Source organism: Flavobacterium sp. Root420, from assembly GCF_001427905.1.
Lineage (GTDB): Bacteria > Bacteroidota > Bacteroidia > Flavobacteriales > Flavobacteriaceae > Flavobacterium.
The window spans coordinates 1-17,635 of the sequence record NZ_LMEF01000030.1 but is presented as its reverse complement, the minus strand read 5'-3'; the positions used below and the strand labels follow the sequence as shown (position 1 = coordinate 17,635).

Genomic DNA, 17,635 nt, shown 5'->3' with positions numbered 1-17,635 from the left:
TTTTTTTTAACTATTTAAATCGAAGTCTTACCACTTTATTATGACCTGCAGCAATTGCGGTATTTCTATTGATAAAACGAATTGTAAATAACTTCGAATCAGTAGATAATTGTGTCCAGTTTTCACCACCATTTTGAGAATATTGTATTCCTTCAGAGCCTACGCAAATAATTTCTTTACCATTTCCTCCCGGAACGTATTGCACACATGATGCGTAACCAAATCCCATATCCTGACCTATTAACAACCAACTCTTTCCTCCATCAGTAGTAAAAGCTTTATTACCTGATTTTTTGTTCGGAAGTTCATAATCCCCACCTGCAATAAACCCATGGTTAGAATCGTAAAAATCGGCAGTAAAAATACCCGTCATTGGTTTTCCCTGAACAATAGGGGTTTCAATTACTTTCCAGGTTTTAGCTTTATCCGGCGAATAAAAAACACGGGCTTTTTTTCCTCCTGAAACTAGCCACGTTTCATCTCCTTTTATTACAATATTGGTATTACTTGCCGCAAAAGCTCCTTCACCCTGAGAATTCGTTGGTAATTTATCTGACAATAATTTTGTCCAGGTCTCTCCTCCATCACGTGTAACAATCACTGAAAAAGTGTCTTCGGTTGGATCTCCAATGGCGATTCCTTCTTTATCATTCCAGAACTGCATACTATCATAAAAAACTTTTGGATGCACTTCTTTATAAACCAACCTCATTTTGTTGTCTTTTTTAGAAACAGCGTAAAGTAATGCAGGATTTCCTACACTTAATAAAAAGATATCTTTTGAAGTTTGAGCAATACTTCTGAACTCTAATTTTAAAGTATCGCGATAAATATGTTCTTCAAATTTTTCTTTTTTATCTAAATCATAATACCCAAAGCGAGAATTATCCCCTCCATACCAAACCTTATTTTTATCAATAACGATGGCTCTAATACTAATCTTATCCTGAAATAATGTGTCTATCTGCATTGATGTAAAACCACCAAAAACCATCCCTTTATCGCTATCACTCAATGTTTTAAAGGACATAAACAAAATAAAAGCGCAACAAAATAATAATACTTTTTTCATACAGGTTAAGATTTATTGGTGCTAAAATACAATTATTTACAACATATAAAATACGTTTTGTTTTTTTTTCTGGCACAGTAATTGGATATCTCAGAATATTAATCTTTAATATAATTTGCCATGAAAGCCAAAGTACTTTTTTTAGTGTTCTTAGCAATAGGTTTTAGCTCTTGTTCTGCACAAAGCCAAACCACAGTATATGCAAAAAATTCAGACATCAGCGATAATTTAGATTTAAGAGCTGTTGCTTCCATTTTCGGAGAATCAGCTAATCTACAGGATTTCGAAAGACGTTTAAATGATCCAAAATATCAAATATCAAATCTTGATTTAAATGGTGATGATCAGGTTGATTATCTTCGTGTAATCGAATCTGTAGAGGCCAGAACTCACGTAGTAATTATTCAGGCAGTTCTTGATCGTGACGTGTATCAGGATATTGCTACAATCGACGTAGAGCGTGATAATTCTAACCAGGTAAGCGTTCAGGTTGTTGGTAACAGTTATTTATATGGTGCAAACTATATTTATGAGCCCGTTTACAGCGTAGCTCCGGTAATTTATACCTCATTCTGGATAACAAACTACAGACCTTATATTTCTACCTGGAACTGGGGATATTATCCAACATACTATTATGCCTGGAGACCTTATCCAATTTACAGATACAGAAATAACATCAATGTATGTATAAATGTAAACAACCGTTACAATTACGTAAACTACAGAAGAAGCTACAGGGCTCCTGTTTTATACGAATCAAGACGTGCTTACGGATATGAAAGAATGCGTCCGAACAATAGTTTTGCGCAAAGACATTCTAACGTTAGTAATAGATACGAATTAGACCAAAGACGTGTTGCAAGCAGAGAAACAAACAGAAATTCGAATGTTTACAACAGTAACAGATCTAATACGAATAGAGTTTCTGATAACAATACCAGAAATATAAACAGAGATAATAATCAAAACAGAACAACTTCTGATAGAAATTACAACTCAAATCCTGTTGCAAGCAGAGACAATCAGAACAGAGTAAGTGTGCCTTCGAGAGCTGAAAATACTCCAAGAACTGCTGAACCAAGACGTGATTATTCTGAAAACAATAACTCAAGAGGAAATTCAGAAAACAGAATGAGTACAGACAGAACAGCTGCAACTCCCCGAGCAGAAGCTCCACGAAACTATGATAATAATATGAATAATTCCAGAGGAAATTCAGATAATAGAATGAATACTAACAGAGCGGCTTCGTCTCCAAGAGCAGAAGCACCAAGAAGCTACTCTGAAAACAGAGCGAATACTGCAAGACCACAAAATGCTCAAAGATCTGAAGCGCCACGAGTAAGTCAGGAGTCAAGAGGAGGAGGTCAATCACAAAGAGAGAACAACTCCGGAGGTTCAAGAGGCGGCGGTAGAAGAATGTAATTTGAAAACAGATTTTCTATAATAAAACTAAAAGCACAATTAAACAATTGTGCTTTTTTTTATTTTTACTATTAATTGACGCTAATTTATTTTAAAACAGTAAATTTGCAACCGTCTTTTATAAAAATATACATGAGCGCAGCGCATAAAAACTTACACAGTAAGTTGTCTATTGGAGGTTTATTGATCACATTAGGGATTATTTATGGAGATATTGGTACATCCCCATTGTATGTAATGAAAGCCATACTTGGTGAATATGCAATTAATGCGGATATTGTTTTAGGTGGAATCTCATGTGTCTTTTGGACCCTGACTTTACAGACTACTATAAAATACGTTCTTATAACACTAAGTGCTGATAATCATGGTGAAGGAGGTATTTTTGCTTTGTATGCCTTAGTTAAAAAAACCAAAATCCAGTGGCTCATTGTACCCGCCATTATTGGGGGGAGCGCGCTACTTGCTGATGGAATTATAACCCCTCCCATTTCGATTTCCTCTGCAGTAGAAGGGATCAGGGCATTCTATCCCACAATGGAAACTTCGACCATTGTCTATATTGTAATCGGAATTTTATTCATATTATTTACCATTCAACAATTTGGGACAAAGCTGGTTGGGAAGTTTTTTGCTCCGATGATGCTAATCTGGTTCGCAATGTTGGGAACATTGGGAGCTATCCAAATCCTAAATCATCCGGAGGTTATAAAAGCTGTTAATCCATATTATGCTTATCACCTGTTATCGATACATCCTGATGGTTTTTTCGTTTTAGGTTTTGTATTTTTATGTACTACGGGAGCTGAAGCACTTTATTCTGACATGGGTCACTGTGGAAGAAAAAACATCAGAATTAGCTGGATTTTTGTAAAAACAACTTTGGTCTTAAACTATTTTGGTCAGGCTGCTTATTTAATTCACCACGAAGGAAACACTTTACAACAATTAGGTGGAGAAAACGGAAACCCGTTTTATCTTATCATGCCACATTGGTTCCTGCCATTCGGAATTGTAGTAGCTACTTTGGCGGCCGTAATTGCGTCTCAGGCACTTATTAGTGGTTCATTTACATTGATCAATGAAGCAATGCGTTTGAATTTCTGGCCAAAAGTAAAAATTAAATATCCTACTGAAGTAAAAGGACAATTATATATTCCGTCAATCAACTGGTTATTGTTTTTTGGTTGTGTGGGCATCGTATTGCACTTCCAGGAATCAGGAAATATGGAGCATGCATACGGTCTTGCCATTATCTTATGTATGATCATGACAACCATTTTATTGAATTATTATTTAATCATGAAACGTGTGAAACTATACTTTATGGTTCCGCTGATTACGATTTATTTAATAATTGAATTCAGTTTTCTTTTTGCAAATATTACCAAATTTGCCGAAGGTGGTTACGTAACTTTAATCATTGCGATCATGCTTATTTCGATCATGACGATTTGGTATTTGGCTAAGAAAATTAATAAAAGCTACACTAAAATTATCAAGATTGATGATTATAAGAAAGTTTTAATGGAGCTGAGCGAAGATCTTTCGATCCCTAAATACGCAACGCATTTAGTATACATGACAAATGCGAATCGCGTTGATGAACTCGAGGAAAAAGTAATTTATTCGATTCTGCAAAAACGTCCAAAAAGAGCTGATATTTACTGGTTCGTTCACGTAAACATTTTGACAGAACCTTATAAAACACAATATAAAGTTACCGAAATTGCAAAAGACGATATTTACAGAATCGATTTTAACTTAGGATTTAGAGAGCCTACCAAAATCAATTTAATGTTCAGAGAAGTAATTCGCGATATGGTAAAACGTGGCGAAGTGGATATTACCAGCCGTTACGAATCATTGAACAAAAACAATATTATTGGTGACTTTAAATTTGTATTGTCTGAGAAGTTCTTATCAAATGACAACGATTTAAGATGGCATGAAAACATCATTATGAACTCCTACTTCTTCATTAAAAAACTGAGTTTATCTGAAGAAAGAGCTTTTGGTTTGGATAGTAGTTCGGTAAAAATTGAAAAATTCCCAATGGTGCTTCACGCTCCGGAAAACATCGGATTGACCCGAATTATAAAATAAATCATTTATAAAATAACTTAGAAAAACACTCTTTTAAACTTTATCAGAGTGTTTTTTTTCTTTTAGTGAAAGTCGAAAAATAACAATCAAAATTAAAAATTTAACTTTCAATCAATTAATAGTACCTTTGCAACTCAAATAATTAAAATGAGATTACACAGAAATTTAGTTTATACTACCATCGATTCTTTAAATGCAATCTTCAATGAAGGAGAATATGCAGACAAAGTGGTAGCAAGAGCATTAAAAAAAGACAAACGTTGGGGAAGTTCTGACAGGAAGTTTGTTGCTGAAACGATATACGAAATTGTTCGTTGGAAAAGATTATACGCTGAAATTGCCGAAGTTAAAGAACCTTTTGACAGAGACAATTTATGGAGAATGTTTGCTGTTTGGGCAGTTTTAAGAGGATATCCTATTCCGGATTGGAGACAATTGGAAGGAACTCCTGAAAGAAAAATAAAAGGCCGTTTTGACGAACTTTCAAAAATTAGAGCCCTAAAAGAATCTATTCCGGACTGGATGGATGAATTAGGCGTAAAAGAATTGGGAGAAAAAGTTTGGTCGACCGAAATTGCGGCTCAAAACCAACCTGCAAAAGTTATTTTAAGAACAAACACACTTAAAGGAACTAAGGAAAGTTTAAGAAATACGTTGATGGATTTAAATATTGAAACAGAATATTTAAAAGATCAGCCGGAAGCTTTAGTTTTAAAAGAAAGAGCAAACGTATTTTTAACAGATGCTTTTAAACAAGGGCTTTTTGAAGTTCAGGATGCCAACTCACAATTGGTTGCTGGTTTTCTTGATGTAAAACCTGGAATGCGTGTGGTAGATACTTGTGCCGGAGCCGGAGGAAAAACATTACATATTGCTTCTTTAATGGAAAACAAAGGACAATTGATTGCAATGGACTTGTATGAAAGTAAATTGAAACAATTGAAATTAAGAGCCAAAAGAAATGGCGCTTTTAATATCGAATATCGTATTATTGACACTACAAAAGTGATCAAAAAATTACATGAAAAAGCAGACAGAGTTTTAATTGATGCGCCATGTAGTGGTTTAGGAGTTTTAAAAAGAAACCCGGATGCGAAATGGAAATTACAACCTGAGTTTATCGATAATATCCGTAAGGTGCAGTCTGAAGTTTTAGAGAGTTATTCTAAAATTGTCAAACCAGGCGGAAAATTAGTTTACGCAACTTGTTCTGTATTACCATCAGAAAATCAGGAACAAGTGGAGAAATTCTTAAAAACTGAAATCGGAAAACAATTTACATTTATAAAAGATCGTAAAATTTTGGCTTCAGAATCTGGTTTTGATGGGTTTTATATGGCTCTTTTAGAAAGGAAAGCGTAAAATTCAAATTCCAAAAAATAAAAAATTCCAAATCCCAATTCTAAATTCTAACTTTGGGATTAAATTCCAATAAAAAAATTCCAAATTCCAACTTTACAATGGGGATTTGGAATTTTTTGTTTCCTTAGGATTATAAAATACCTGAAATGATTGTCTTATCCCGTTGGAGCTATATCAAAATTGGAATTTGGAATTTATATTTTGGAATTTAATTAAAGTAAACTTGGCTTTCTTAACAACTTTCCATTTTCATTTTCTTTGAATTTTGGCACAAAAACTATTTCTTTTGGTTTTTCGAATTTATGTAAAACATCAAAAAAGTCAGAAGAAAAATCTTGCTTTTCTCCTTCAACAACCAGAACTAATTTTTCTCCTAAAACAGGATCAGGCAATCCCGTTACAAAAAATCTGGAATCTATTTTTTCAATTAGCTTTGCTTCTATTTGCTCCGGAATCAGCTTCACTCCTCCACTATTAATTACATTATCAATTCTTCCTAAAAAAATAAATTGATTTTCTCTTACCACCTCAACCAAATCATTTGTAACAATTGGTTCTTCAGAAATAGCAGGAACTGTAATAACCAGACAACCCCGATCATCCTGAGCAATATTTACATTTGGTAAAACGGTAAAAACATTTTCCCCCAGTTTCTTTGCTGCAATATGGGTAATGGTTTCCGTCATGCCATAGGTTTCGTAAATCTCCGTTTTTAAAGGCAAAAGTTTCGCTTCAAGCGTTGTATCCATTTTTGCGCCCCCGATAATTAACTTTTTTACATTTCGTAAAGCTTCAATCGAATTTTGAACCTGTAACGGTACCATAGCAACAAAATCATATTGTGTTTCATTTAAGGCAAGCGGATCTGTACTTGGCGTTACTATATCTAAATCTAGTCCTAAAATTAAGCTTCGAACCAACATCATTTTACCTGCTATAAATTGTACAGGTAAACAAAGTAAAGCTTTATTGTGAGGCTCTAACCCAAAGAAATCACCTGTAGCTAATGCCGATTGAATCATGGCTTGTTTTTCTAACTTCACCACTTTAGGAAGTCCTGTTGTCCCCGAAGTTCTCATTTCAATATACTCCTTGTCATCGAACCAATCCAACAAAAATTCGCCTATCGCCTGTTCATTCGCATTTCCTTCTTTTATATAATCATAAGCCACACGACACAAATCAATTGCGTTTAAATGGAATCCATTTATTCTAAAATGGTTGTGAACGTTTTTGTGCGTTAATTCTAACATAAGTATTTAATTTGGTGACTCTAAGGTAATAATTTTCCCTGTTAATTTCTCTTTCCAATTGCTCCAATTGTATTTTTTACTAAAAATGAAGAGTAAAATAGGATACACCACAAAAATAGGAAGGATAACATCCAGCCCGGCGGAAGGCTCTGACATATCTTTAAAAATAGAATAGGTCTGAAAAACCGACCAATCTGAAGTCACTAATATTGCACCAACTAAATTGTTAGCAGCATGAAATCCTAAGGCCAGTTCTATTCCTTCATCCATTAGCGTGATAACCCCCAAAAACAACCCGGTTCCTATATAGTAAATCATAATAACGTAGCCCATCTTTGTCACTTCAGGATTAAAAACATGCATCGATCCAAAAATTAAAGAAGTCATGAGAAGCGGAAACCATTTGTTTTGTGCCAAATTGGCAAATCCCTGCATTAAATATCCTCTAAAGACATATTCTTCAGTACTAGTTTGAATGGGAATCATTATTACTCCAACTAACACTAAAATTAGAAAGGGAATTAATTTAAAATTCCACACGAAATTTTCCGGAGACCTCAGGTAAACTGCCCAAAAACTTAACGCTGAAAAAATAGACCATACTACAAATGAAAATAAAATACGGCTCCAGTCTACTTTTTTTCTTGATGTTGTTACTGATAAAAGCGTTTGATTATGCAAATATTTTACAACATAGTAAACTCCGGCAAAAGCAAAGACAAAAGAGATCATAACCAGAAATAATGTTAGATTTGGATCAAAAATTCTCATAACCTCAGCATTATCTGTCGGAAAAGCTTTTTTGTTTTTAAAAATAGAATACAAAATAGCAACAGAAAAAGGAATTTGTCCGATAAAAGATGCGATAATGATTAAAACTGACCCAATAAGATATAGCCAGAATTTATTCTGAGGTTTAATTCCTTGTTCTAAAAACATACTTTAAAATTTAAAAATGAGAATTCCATTTAATAAGTAAATCTTATTTTTGGTGTAGCTAAAATACCCAATTTTGCATTAACTATCTTACAACATCCTAAATATAACAAAATGATACAAATTTATCACAATCCACGTTGCGGAAAATCAAGAACTTGCCTCGCTTTTTTAGATCAGGCCAATCAGGAATATGAAATTATTCCTTATTTAACAGACACTCCAACATTTGATGATTTAAAGGTTTTACTTGAAAAATTAAACCTGGACCCAATTCAATTGATTAGAATTAAAGAAAAAATCTGGATTGAAAATTATAAAGGAAAAGCAATGACTAACGATGAAATCATTCAGGCAATGGTTGACAATCCCATTTTGATTGAACGCCCGATTGTCATAAAAGATGGAAAGGCCATTATTGGCAGAGATTTAGACGCCGTTGCCTCTTTTTTAGACTGAATATAAAGTATCGAATTAACATTTTTTTGTGATTTCACTCTTTAAACCAAAGGCTACATTTGCCGTCTAAGAGTAAATGAAACCAAAAATAACAATGAAAAAAATCAAATTTGCTGTATTACTTGTTCTTTTTTTTACAAGTTTTTACAACTATGCACAACAGGCACCTTCTGGCAAAAACAAGGTAAAAGTTACCGGAAAAGTATTCGAAAAAGTTAGCAAACAACCACTTGAGTATGCTACAATCTCGATCATGGCTCCTAATGACACCAAAGTTATTGCAGGCGGAATCACCAACCCAAAAGGTGAATTTGAAGTAGCTGTTGCTCCCGGAACTTATGATATTAAAGTTGAATTTATTTCATTTAAATCGACTGAAATCAAAGGAAAAACCATTTCAGGAGATACCAGTTTAGGAGTTGTAAATTTATCAGAAGATGCAGCACAATTGAATGAAGTTGTGGTTCGTGCCGAAAAATCTACAGTTGAAATAAAACTGGATAAAAAAGTATACAACGTTGGTCAGGATATGATGGTAAAAGGCGGAACTGTAAGTGACGTTTTAGACAATGTTCCCTCTGTTTCTGTTGATACTGAAGGAAATGTAAGCTTAAGAGGAAGTGATAATATCCGAATTTTAATTGACGGAAGACCTTCAAACGCTATAAATGTTGCTGAGGCTTTACGTCAGCTTCCTGCAGATGCCATTGATAAAGTTGAAGTTATTACCAATCCATCAGCCCGTTATGATGCTGAAGGTGGTTCAGGTTTGATTAATATTATCCTTAAAAAAGGTAAAAACCAAGGTGTAAACGGAACTTTTATAGCCTCTACCGGACTTCCGGAAACTTATGGTTTAAGTGCTAATTTGAACTATAAGACAGAGAAATTAAACTATTTCACTACAGCAGGTTATAACTACAGAACTAATGAAGGTGGTGGAGAAACTAATACCTCTTATTTTAATGCTGATGGCACACCAAAGGGATATCTGGATGAAGATCGTGATACAAAAAGAACAAATGAGGGATTTAACGGAAGAGCTGGTATAGAATGGACAGTTGCACCAAATACTTTTTGGACAAATGCTATTAATTATCAAAAAAATTCAGGAAGTACGACAGACTTAATCAATTATAACAACTTTGATGCCGCTCATGCTTTTACAGGATCTTCGTATCGTTTAAATAATGGTGATACCGGAAGTGAAAATGTAGAATATACTTCTAATTTAATTAAAAATTTCAACGACAAAGGACACAAACTTACAGCCGATTTATCGATTTCAAGAAATACAGACGACAGTAATAGTATCATTACAGCGTCACCAAATTTCAATACTACATTAAACGATCAGGTTCAGAAACAAATTCAGGTACAGGCGGATTATGTATTGCCTTTAGGAAAAGGAAGTCAACTTGAAGCTGGATACAAAGGGAGTTTTGGTGATCTAAACAACGAATATTTCGTTACTGATGATCAGGGTGTAAACGACCCAAATTTATCAAACACTTTAGAATACAAAGAAAACATTAATGCGCTATATACTTCATACGGATTTAAAGTAAACAAATTCTCTTATTTGTTTGGCTTACGTTGGGAAGACACTAATATACAGGTTAACTTGTTAGACACTAACGATTTCAATACAAAAAAATACAACAACCTGTTTCCAAGTGCTTTTATCAGTTATGAAATCTCAGATCAAAGTAACTTTACAGCCAGTTATAGTAAACGTTTAACGCGACCAAGAGGACGTTTCATGAATCCGGCAGTAAACTATTCAAGTAACGTTAATATTTTTCAGGGAAATCCAGATTTAGATCCTTCATTAACTGACAAATACGATATTGGATATATCAAGCGTTGGGAAAAAGTAACTTTTACAACATCAGCTTATTTTGAAGATACAAAAGATGTTTTCAGTTTTGTGAGAACGCCAAACGGTCAGGAAGTAAACGGAATTCCGGTTATTCTAAGCAGACCGATCAACTTAGGAGAAGAGCAAAAATTTGGTTTTGAATTTACATTCAATTACAATCCATACAAATGGTGGAGAATAAACAGTAACTTCAATCTTTATAATGTAAAAACTACCGGGTCAAACACTTATACAGACACCAATGGAAACGATGTTGTTCAGAATCTTGATAACCAAGCCAATACCTGGTTTGCCAGAATTAGCTCAAAAATAACTCTACCATACAAAATAGACTGGCAATTAAACGGTACTTATAATGGAGAGCAAAAAACAGCACAGGGTAAAAACTTAGGCCAATTTGCTATGAATACCGCTTTAAGCAAAGATGTATTAAAGGACAAAGGAACTATTGCTTTCAATATCAGCGATATTTTCAACTCAAGAATTATGAGATCGTATACGTACCTTCAGAATGATGCAACATTTGAAAGTCAAACTTCTTATGGTGAAATGCAATTTCGTAAACGTCAATTCAATTTATCGTTTACATATCGTTTCAACAAACCTAAAAGTGAAAGAGATAAGAATGCCCAGCCTAGAAATGAAGACGGTGGCGGAGATTTTCCTGGATAATATAGGTTAAATTCCAAAAATAAAAATTCCAAATTCCAATAGTAAGACTTATAAAAGTTTTTAAAATTGGAATTTGGAATTTTTTTTACAAAAAAAAAGGACTCGTATAAACGGGTCCTTTCTTTATGAAGTCAATTTAAAATTAAATTGATTGTTCTTCTTGTCTCTTTTTTGCTCTTTTCTCTTTGAACATTTCCCAGCTTGCTCCCGTAACCCAATAAGATACGAAACCAACTAAGAAAAACATCAACCAAAACCCTATAGTTAGTATGGTCAAGAAAAGTAAAAAGCCTAAGTACTGTGAAAATTCAAACATGTTTTCCGGAATTTTTGAATGTAAGGACAAATGTAAGTTTTATATTTTTCCTTAGCAATAAAATCCAAATCAATTTTTATAAAAACACAATTATCCGTATATTTAAACTCATTTTAAATAAGGGATTTTTTCAATTATTATTTAACTACCTAAATTAGAAGAATATGAGTGTTTTCAGGAGCTGGTTCCTGCTGTCCACTATATCTTTTATGGTGAACCCCACCATAAAAGGATGCCGTTTCCATCAGGGCTAGGGAATCATTTTCAAAAGACCATTCATTTTAATAACATTTTGAATTTTTAGTCATCCAAACAACAAACAACAAACACACATATATAATGAAATACAGAATAGAAAAAGACACCATGGGCGAAGTACAAGTCCCGGCAGATAAATATTGGGGTGCACAGACTGAACGTTCCCGAAATAATTTCAAAATTGGACCGTCTGGCTCGATGCCACCAGAAATCATCGAAGGTTTTGCTTATCTAAAAAAAGCAGCTGCTTATGCCAATTATGATCTCGGTGTTTTACCTATAGAAAAAAGAGATGCTATTGCAGCAGTCTGCGACGAAATTTTAGAAGGAAAATTAGACGATCAATTTCCACTTGTAATCTGGCAAACCGGTTCAGGCACGCAAAGTAACATGAATGTAAATGAAGTAATTGCAAATCGCGCTCAAGTCCTAAAAGGTTTTAAAATTGGCGAAGGCGAACAATTTATAAAAGCCAATGATGATGTCAATAAATCACAATCATCAAACGATACTTTCCCAACCGGAATGCATATTGCGGCATACAAAATGATCGTGGAAACCACAATTCCCGGAGTCGAAAAATTACACGCTACATTATCCGCGAAAGCGAACGAATTCAAAGACGTCGTAAAAATTGGCCGTACGCATCTTATGGATGCCACACCTTTAACTTTAGGTCAGGAAATTTCAGGTTATACCGCTCAATTGTCTTTTGGTTTAAAAGCGCTTAAAAACACTTTGGCGCATTTATCAGAAATTGCTCTGGGTGGAACCGCTGTCGGAACCGGACTTAATACGCCAAAAGGGTACGACAAAAAAGTAGCCGAATATATTGCCGAATTTACCAATCACCCTTTTGTAACGGCAGAAAACAAATTTGAAGCTTTGGCGGCACATGATGCTATTGTTGAAACACATGGTGCTTTGAAACAATTGGCAGTGTCTTTAAACAAAATTGCCAACGATATTAGAATGCTGGCTTCAGGCCCTCGATCCGGAATTGGAGAAATTCACATTCCTGAAAATGAACCGGGATCTTCTATCATGCCTGGAAAAGTAAACCCAACACAATGTGAAGCCTTAACTATGGTTTGCGCACAAGTAATTGGAAATGACATGGCAATTACCGTTGGCGGAATGCAGGGACATTATGAATTAAATGTTTTTAAACCGGTTATGGCGGCAAATTTCCTTCAATCAGCACGATTATTGGGTGATGCCTGCGTTTCATTCGACGAACATTGCGCTCAGGGAATTGAGCCGAACTACAAACGTATTAAAGAGTTAGTAGATAATTCGTTAATGTTGGTTACCGCTTTAAATACAAAAATTGGATATTATAAGGCTGCGGAAATCGCGCAAACAGCTCACAAAAACGGAACAACCTTAAAAGACGAAGCTGTTCGTTTGGGATATGTTACTCCAGAAGATTTTGATGACTGGGTAAAACCGGAAGAAATGGTTTAAACTAATTGTGAATGGTGAATGGTAAATTGTGAATTATTAATTTAAAAAAAGAGCTTCATAAATTTTAAGTTTTATGAAGCTCTTTTTTTAAATGAAAGTGTGAAAAATAATTCACAAATTAATAATTATTTCCCGTCTACATAATCTTGCAAATAAGCAAATCTTGGAGTTAATTTTCCTTTCTCTGTAATTTTGGCGCGTTGTAGAATTCCGTCTTTGTCTCCATTAAAAAATGCAGGAATAACATGTTCCATAAATTGTTCTCCAAAACCTTCACTTGCATCTTTCGGGATTTCGCATGGTAAATTATCAACTGCCATCACTACAATTGCTGCAGGATGAAAAACGTCAACTTCTTTATTCTCTAATGGAAAGTACCCATAAAGAGGTTCTTCAATTGTCGAAGAACGCAATGTGCAGGCAATTGGTCCGTTAACATCACATGAAATATCAGCAACGACTCTTAATTTGCAGTCACTTGCATTCAGCATTTCCTGTGTTAAAATCATTGGCGCTGCATTGTCATAAAAGTGACCTGCATAATAAATATCAGACACTTTAGTGAATTTTTCAAAATCAGAAACATAGGCTTCAGGATGCGAGGTAAAATCATTAAAATCTAAAACCCGGCCGTCAATTCGTTTGTTATATTCTAAAACATCCAACTGCACGTAAACCGACTGTGTATAATTTTTAGTCAAATAATTATCTACCGTAACTTCTTTTACTTTAATGGCGTCTAAAATTTCTTTTGCACCACTCCCTACTTTTCCGGTTCCTGTAACAACAAATTTCAAAGGTGGTAAAGTAATGCGTTTTAAGTGCGCGATTAAAGCTTCTTTCCCCGCTAATGTTTCGGCTTTAGGCAATTTGAACAATTCAAATTTTATTCCGAAAGCACGAATTCCGTTATAAACACCAACCATTCCGGCATATTTTCCGAAGCCAATTAAACGACGATTTTCAGCATCAACAATAGTTTCATGATCGTATAAATCGATATTCTTTTCTAAAATTGCCTTTAATAGTTTTCTATTATAAGGTTGCTTTTTTATGGTATGCGAAAAAAAGAAATAGGCCTTGTTTGGAATCAAATTTTCAACAGGAACTTCTTTTACACCGAATAAAACGTCGCAATCCGAAACATCATCCGTAACAGTTATACCCATGCTTTTGTACTGGGCGTCTGAAAAAATTCGGATATCAGAATTTTCAACCTCAACAGTGGCTTCATGATAAAGCTGTTTTAATTTAGCAAGTTCATTAGGTGAGAATACTACACGTCTGTCTGGTGGGGATTTTCTTTCTTTTATAATTCCAAATTTCATTTATACGAGATTAAGATAGGTATTAATATAACTTTTTTAATTCAATTTGTTTCAAATATAACAAAATTAGTTAAATTTTTGTTGTTATTTTCTTATTTCAAACATTTTTATAACGCTACTAGCTGATGCACAATTAACTAACAAAAAAAGAAGTTAAAACAATGTTAAAATAAGTTTTTTAAAGGAGTCAAAAAAACAAAAACATAAATATTGAATTCTATATATTTGTTTTTAAAGAATGATGAAAATGAGTCTCCTAAAAAAAACAAATATACCACAAATACTTTTTCTAATCTTAGTTTTAAGCTCATGCGGAAAAGATAAAAAAACAATTGTTGACACTACTCCAACAGTTGAAGATACAATGCCAAAGATGAAGCCATTAGGTCCGGAGAAGAGACTTAGCCAGGCTTATATCAATTCAGTAAAAGGAAGAATAAATCATTTTTACGTTAAAAACTGGCCAAACAACAGTATGAACGGCAGCTTTCTGGTTGCCAGAAATGGTCAGATTATCTTTGAAAGATATAATGGATATGCCAATAAAAACGAAGGCACCAAAATAACGGCAGATACTCCTGTACAAATTGCTTCTGTCAGTAAAGTTTTAACTGCTACAGCTGTTCTAAAATTGGTCAATGCAGGTAAAATTGATCTGGACCAAAAAGTAAATACAATTTTAAAAACATTTCCATATGAAGATTGTACAGTCCGAATGCTTTTGAGTCATCGCAGCGGCATGCGTAATTACGCCTATTTTACAGACCACGACAAATCCGTTTGGGACAGGCACAATCAGCTTACCAATGCAGCCATTTTAGATATTTTAGCAACAAAAGATATTGGATTGGAATCAAAAACAGGAACACGTTTTGGTTATTGCAATACCAATTACGCAATGCTGGCGCTTATCATCGAAAAAGTTACCGGATTGACTTATAAGGAAGCAATGTCTGAAATCATTTTTAAACCTTTAGGCATGAGACATACTTATGTTTTTGATGATGACAAGGATAGAAAAAAAATTGTTCCTTCATACAAAGGCAATGGTGCAGAAATTGGTTTTGATTATCTCGATAATGTTTACGGAGATAAAAATATCTTTTCGACTGTTCGCGATCTTTTAAAATTTGACAGAGCCAGAAATTCACCTGACTTTTTGAAACCTGCTTTGCTAAAAGAAGTATTTACAGGTTACAGCAATGAAAGAAAAGGTACAAAAAATTATGGATTAGGTATCCGAATGATCAATTGGGAAACCGGACAAAATTTCTATTTCCATAATGGCTGGTGGCATGGTAATACCTCATCTTACATTACTTTAAAGAAAGAAAATGTTACCATTCTTGCCTTATCCAATAAAATGACCCGAAATACGTATGCAGTTCGCAAACTGGCACCAATTTTTGGAGATTATCCTTTTAATTTCAAGGACGAAGAATAATATAATTTTAAGTCAAATTTATTATTTATCTAACAACAAATAGTATAAATTTGCAAACTCAATTTTGGGGTCGACTGGTTTTGACAGCAAGTCGAATTGAAAAGTAAGCACGTCGAGCATTGAGACCTTGCTCGTAAATATAAGATCTTACAATCTTACACGGCGAAAATAACTACGCTTTAGCTGCATAATCTGAATTATAGTAAGATTAGCCACGTCCCTATCAGATAGGGAAGCTGGATTCTCCTTGAAAGCCTTGGTTTGTGGCGTTCAGTATAGGAGAACCGTAAAAATAAACCTAGATTTCCATGAGCTTCGGGTGGATTTCGAAATTAAGAAGATAAGTGTTGAGTGGTTGTTCCTGACCTAACTTAACATTGAAAATCCAATCAGGAAATAAACGCGTAGAAAGCTCTTTAGTTGCTTGTTTGGACCCGGGTTCGATTCCCGGCGACTCCACTGGACGGGATGATATCAAAATCATCCCGTTTTTTTATAAATCAAACATCTTTTTTTCTTCATTATCACGAGTATTAGTAAAAATACTTTCAGAGAAATCTGGAGCTTTTTTATTTTATACTATTTTTCTCAAAGTATTCTTAACTTAATTTAGATTGTGGGTGCGAAATCAGTCGGTATTCGTACAGCTTTTCACAAGGAACACTTCGAGAGCGTGAAAAGTATAGAACTAAATAAGTAATAAAAGTGATTTTAATCGAAATCTCTTTTATTTTTGCCAAATGTTAGAAATTCTTTACCAAGACGAATATATTATAGCAATTAATAAACCAAGTGGATTGTTGGTTCATAAATCATTTTATGCACGCGATGCAAAAGTGTATGCTATTCAAGAATTGAGAAATCAAATAGGAGGCCGACACGTTTATCCTATTCATCGGTTAGACCGCAAAACATCTGGTGTCTTATTATTTGCGTTGAATAAAGAGGTTTTGAAAATTATGAATGATCGTTTTGCCACACGCGAAGTCGAAAAAAAATATTTAGCAATTTTACGTGGTTGGTCACCCGAAGAACTAACGATTGATTATGATTTAACCAATGATGATGACGTTAAACAAAATGCAATAACATACTTTCACCGTTTGCAAAATGCCGAAGTTGAGTTAGAATTTAACAATCAACCAACGTCACGATATTGTTTGGTAGAAGCGATTCCTGAAACTGGACGTATGCATCAATTACGAAAACATTTCAAGCATATTTTTCATCCCATTTTAGGAAGTCGTCCACATGGTTGTAACAAACAAAATAAATTATGGTTGGAGAATTATGACCTGACAGGAATGATGCTTCATGCACATCAGTTAATTTTTAATCATCCAATAAAGAATGAACGACTAATCCTGAATGCAAAGATTAATGAAGAGTTTAGCAGAGTAGGCACTATTCTTAATCTAGATTTGAGTAAATATAAATAGAATAATAATTTGAAATCTAAGACGCGCATACTAAAATATTATAACAATCCTCAAAAAAACTGGTTAGCTATTTCAATGTTTCCCGTTACGAGACAAAAAAGCTTCAGAGAAATCGAGGGCACTGAAAAACATCCCTTATTTTAATCAGGTTTATTTTTTAGACAACAAAAAAACGCTTATAACGGGATTTAAAAAGATCCGTTGTAAGCGTTT

13 protein-coding genes and 1 other RNA gene are annotated in these 17,635 nt (G+C 34.1%); 9 read left to right on the top strand and 5 right to left on the bottom strand.

Annotated elements, in window-relative coordinates; all coding sequences use genetic code 11:
- Nucleotides 1-10: 10 nt before the first annotated feature.
- Nucleotides 11-1,072 (bottom strand): hypothetical protein, encoded by a 1,062-nt coding sequence (locus tag ASC72_RS17445; RefSeq protein ID WP_056193675.1) that lies wholly within the window; start codon nt 1,070-1,072, stop codon nt 11-13.
- Between the two features lie 120 nt (nt 1,073-1,192).
- Here ASC72_RS17445 and ASC72_RS17440 point away from each other — a divergent pair, with 120 nt between their 5' ends.
- The 3 genes from ASC72_RS17440 to ASC72_RS17430 all read left to right on the top strand — a co-directional run bounded on the left by ASC72_RS17440 (nt 1,193) and on the right by ASC72_RS17430 (nt 5,968).
- Nucleotides 1,193-2,500, top strand: a complete 1,308-nt coding sequence (locus ASC72_RS17440) for a hypothetical protein (RefSeq protein ID WP_056193672.1) — start codon at nt 1,193-1,195, stop codon at nt 2,498-2,500.
- 132 nt (nt 2,501-2,632) lie between these two features.
- Nucleotides 2,633-4,606, top strand: coding sequence for a KUP/HAK/KT family potassium transporter (locus ASC72_RS17435; protein ID WP_056193670.1), 1,974 nt, complete (start codon nt 2,633-2,635; stop codon nt 4,604-4,606).
- Between the two features lie 147 nt (nt 4,607-4,753).
- Entirely contained in the window at nt 4,754-5,968 is a 1,215-nt protein-coding gene (locus tag ASC72_RS17430; protein WP_056193668.1) for an RsmB/NOP family class I SAM-dependent RNA methyltransferase, read from the top strand.
- A gap of 212 nt (nt 5,969-6,180) precedes the next feature.
- On the opposite strand, the gene ASC72_RS17425 is transcribed toward ASC72_RS17430, so the two are convergent.
- Both ASC72_RS17425 and ASC72_RS17420 read right to left on the bottom strand, forming a co-directional pair.
- Complete coding sequence (locus ASC72_RS17425) at nt 6,181-7,221, bottom strand: AMP-binding protein (RefSeq protein ID WP_056193665.1); 1,041 nt, start codon at nt 7,219-7,221, stop codon at nt 6,181-6,183.
- A gap of 6 nt (nt 7,222-7,227) precedes the next feature.
- Complete coding sequence (locus ASC72_RS17420) at nt 7,228-8,160, bottom strand: CPBP family intramembrane glutamic endopeptidase (RefSeq protein WP_056193661.1); 933 nt, start codon at nt 8,158-8,160, stop codon at nt 7,228-7,230.
- A gap of 111 nt (nt 8,161-8,271) precedes the next feature.
- Between ASC72_RS17420 and ASC72_RS17415 the strand changes: the two genes are divergently transcribed.
- Entirely contained in the window at nt 8,272-8,616 is a 345-nt protein-coding gene (locus ASC72_RS17415; protein ID WP_056193658.1) for an arsenate reductase family protein, read from the top strand.
- 94 nt (nt 8,617-8,710) lie between these two features.
- Entirely contained in the window at nt 8,711-11,170 is a 2,460-nt protein-coding gene (locus ASC72_RS17410; protein ID WP_056194517.1) for an outer membrane beta-barrel family protein, read from the top strand.
- 142 nt (nt 11,171-11,312) lie between these two features.
- On the opposite strand, the gene ASC72_RS24385 is transcribed toward ASC72_RS17410, so the two are convergent.
- Entirely contained in the window at nt 11,313-11,486 is a 174-nt protein-coding gene (locus tag ASC72_RS24385) for a hypothetical protein (protein WP_026984685.1), read from the bottom strand.
- Between the two features lie 339 nt (nt 11,487-11,825).
- Between ASC72_RS24385 and fumC the strand changes: the two genes are divergently transcribed.
- The gene (gene fumC, locus ASC72_RS17400) at nt 11,826-13,211 is read left to right on the top strand and encodes a class II fumarate hydratase (protein ID WP_056193655.1); all 1,386 of its coding nucleotides are present in this window, start codon (nt 11,826-11,828) and stop codon (nt 13,209-13,211) included.
- Nucleotides 13,212-13,336: 125 nt separating this feature from the next.
- On the opposite strand, the gene ASC72_RS17395 is transcribed toward fumC, so the two are convergent.
- The gene (locus ASC72_RS17395; protein ID WP_056193653.1) at nt 13,337-14,539 is read right to left on the bottom strand and encodes an NAD(P)-dependent oxidoreductase; all 1,203 of its coding nucleotides are present in this window, start codon (nt 14,537-14,539) and stop codon (nt 13,337-13,339) included.
- 241 nt (nt 14,540-14,780) lie between these two features.
- Between ASC72_RS17395 and ASC72_RS17390 the strand changes: the two genes are divergently transcribed.
- The 3 genes from ASC72_RS17390 to ASC72_RS17380 all read left to right on the top strand — a co-directional run bounded on the left by ASC72_RS17390 (nt 14,781) and on the right by ASC72_RS17380 (nt 17,422).
- Nucleotides 14,781-15,983 (top strand): serine hydrolase, encoded by a 1,203-nt coding sequence (locus ASC72_RS17390; protein WP_056193649.1) that lies wholly within the window; start codon nt 14,781-14,783, stop codon nt 15,981-15,983.
- A gap of 66 nt (nt 15,984-16,049) precedes the next feature.
- Nucleotides 16,050-16,445: a transfer-messenger RNA gene (gene ssrA, locus ASC72_RS23745) on the top strand.
- A 278-nt stretch (nt 16,446-16,723) separates the two neighbouring features.
- Complete coding sequence (locus ASC72_RS17380; RefSeq protein WP_056193642.1) at nt 16,724-17,422, top strand: pseudouridine synthase; 699 nt, start codon at nt 16,724-16,726, stop codon at nt 17,420-17,422.
- Nucleotides 17,423-17,635: the final 213 nt, after the last annotated feature.

Excerpts from the sequence above, each read along its gene's own strand:
- ASC72_RS17420 (WP_056193661.1), bottom strand. The coding sequence starts at position 8,160 with ATGTTTTTAGAACAAGGAATTAAACCTCAGAATAAATTCTGGCTATAT.
- ASC72_RS17440 (WP_056193672.1), top strand. The coding sequence starts at position 1,193 with ATGAAAGCCAAAGTACTTTTTTTAGTGTTCTTAGCAATAGGTTTTAGC.
- fumC (WP_056193655.1), top strand. The coding sequence starts at position 11,826 with ATGAAATACAGAATAGAAAAAGACACCATGGGCGAAGTACAAGTCCCG.
- ASC72_RS17415 (WP_056193658.1), top strand. The coding sequence starts at position 8,272 with ATGATACAAATTTATCACAATCCACGTTGCGGAAAATCAAGAACTTGC.
- ASC72_RS17395 (WP_056193653.1), bottom strand. The coding sequence starts at position 14,539 with ATGAAATTTGGAATTATAAAAGAAAGAAAATCCCCACCAGACAGACGT.
- ASC72_RS17390 (WP_056193649.1), top strand. The coding sequence starts at position 14,781 with ATGAAAATGAGTCTCCTAAAAAAAACAAATATACCACAAATACTTTTT.
- ASC72_RS24385 (WP_026984685.1), bottom strand. The coding sequence starts at position 11,486 with ATGTTTGAATTTTCACAGTACTTAGGCTTTTTACTTTTCTTGACCATA.
- ASC72_RS17380 (WP_056193642.1), top strand. The coding sequence starts at position 16,724 with ATGTTAGAAATTCTTTACCAAGACGAATATATTATAGCAATTAATAAA.
- ASC72_RS17425 (WP_056193665.1), bottom strand. The coding sequence starts at position 7,221 with ATGTTAGAATTAACGCACAAAAACGTTCACAACCATTTTAGAATAAAT.
- ASC72_RS17410 (WP_056194517.1), top strand. The coding sequence starts at position 8,711 with ATGAAAAAAATCAAATTTGCTGTATTACTTGTTCTTTTTTTTACAAGT.
- ASC72_RS17445 (WP_056193675.1), bottom strand. The coding sequence starts at position 1,072 with ATGAAAAAAGTATTATTATTTTGTTGCGCTTTTATTTTGTTTATGTCC.
- ASC72_RS17430 (WP_056193668.1), top strand. The coding sequence starts at position 4,754 with ATGAGATTACACAGAAATTTAGTTTATACTACCATCGATTCTTTAAAT.
- ASC72_RS17435 (WP_056193670.1), top strand. The coding sequence starts at position 2,633 with ATGAGCGCAGCGCATAAAAACTTACACAGTAAGTTGTCTATTGGAGGT.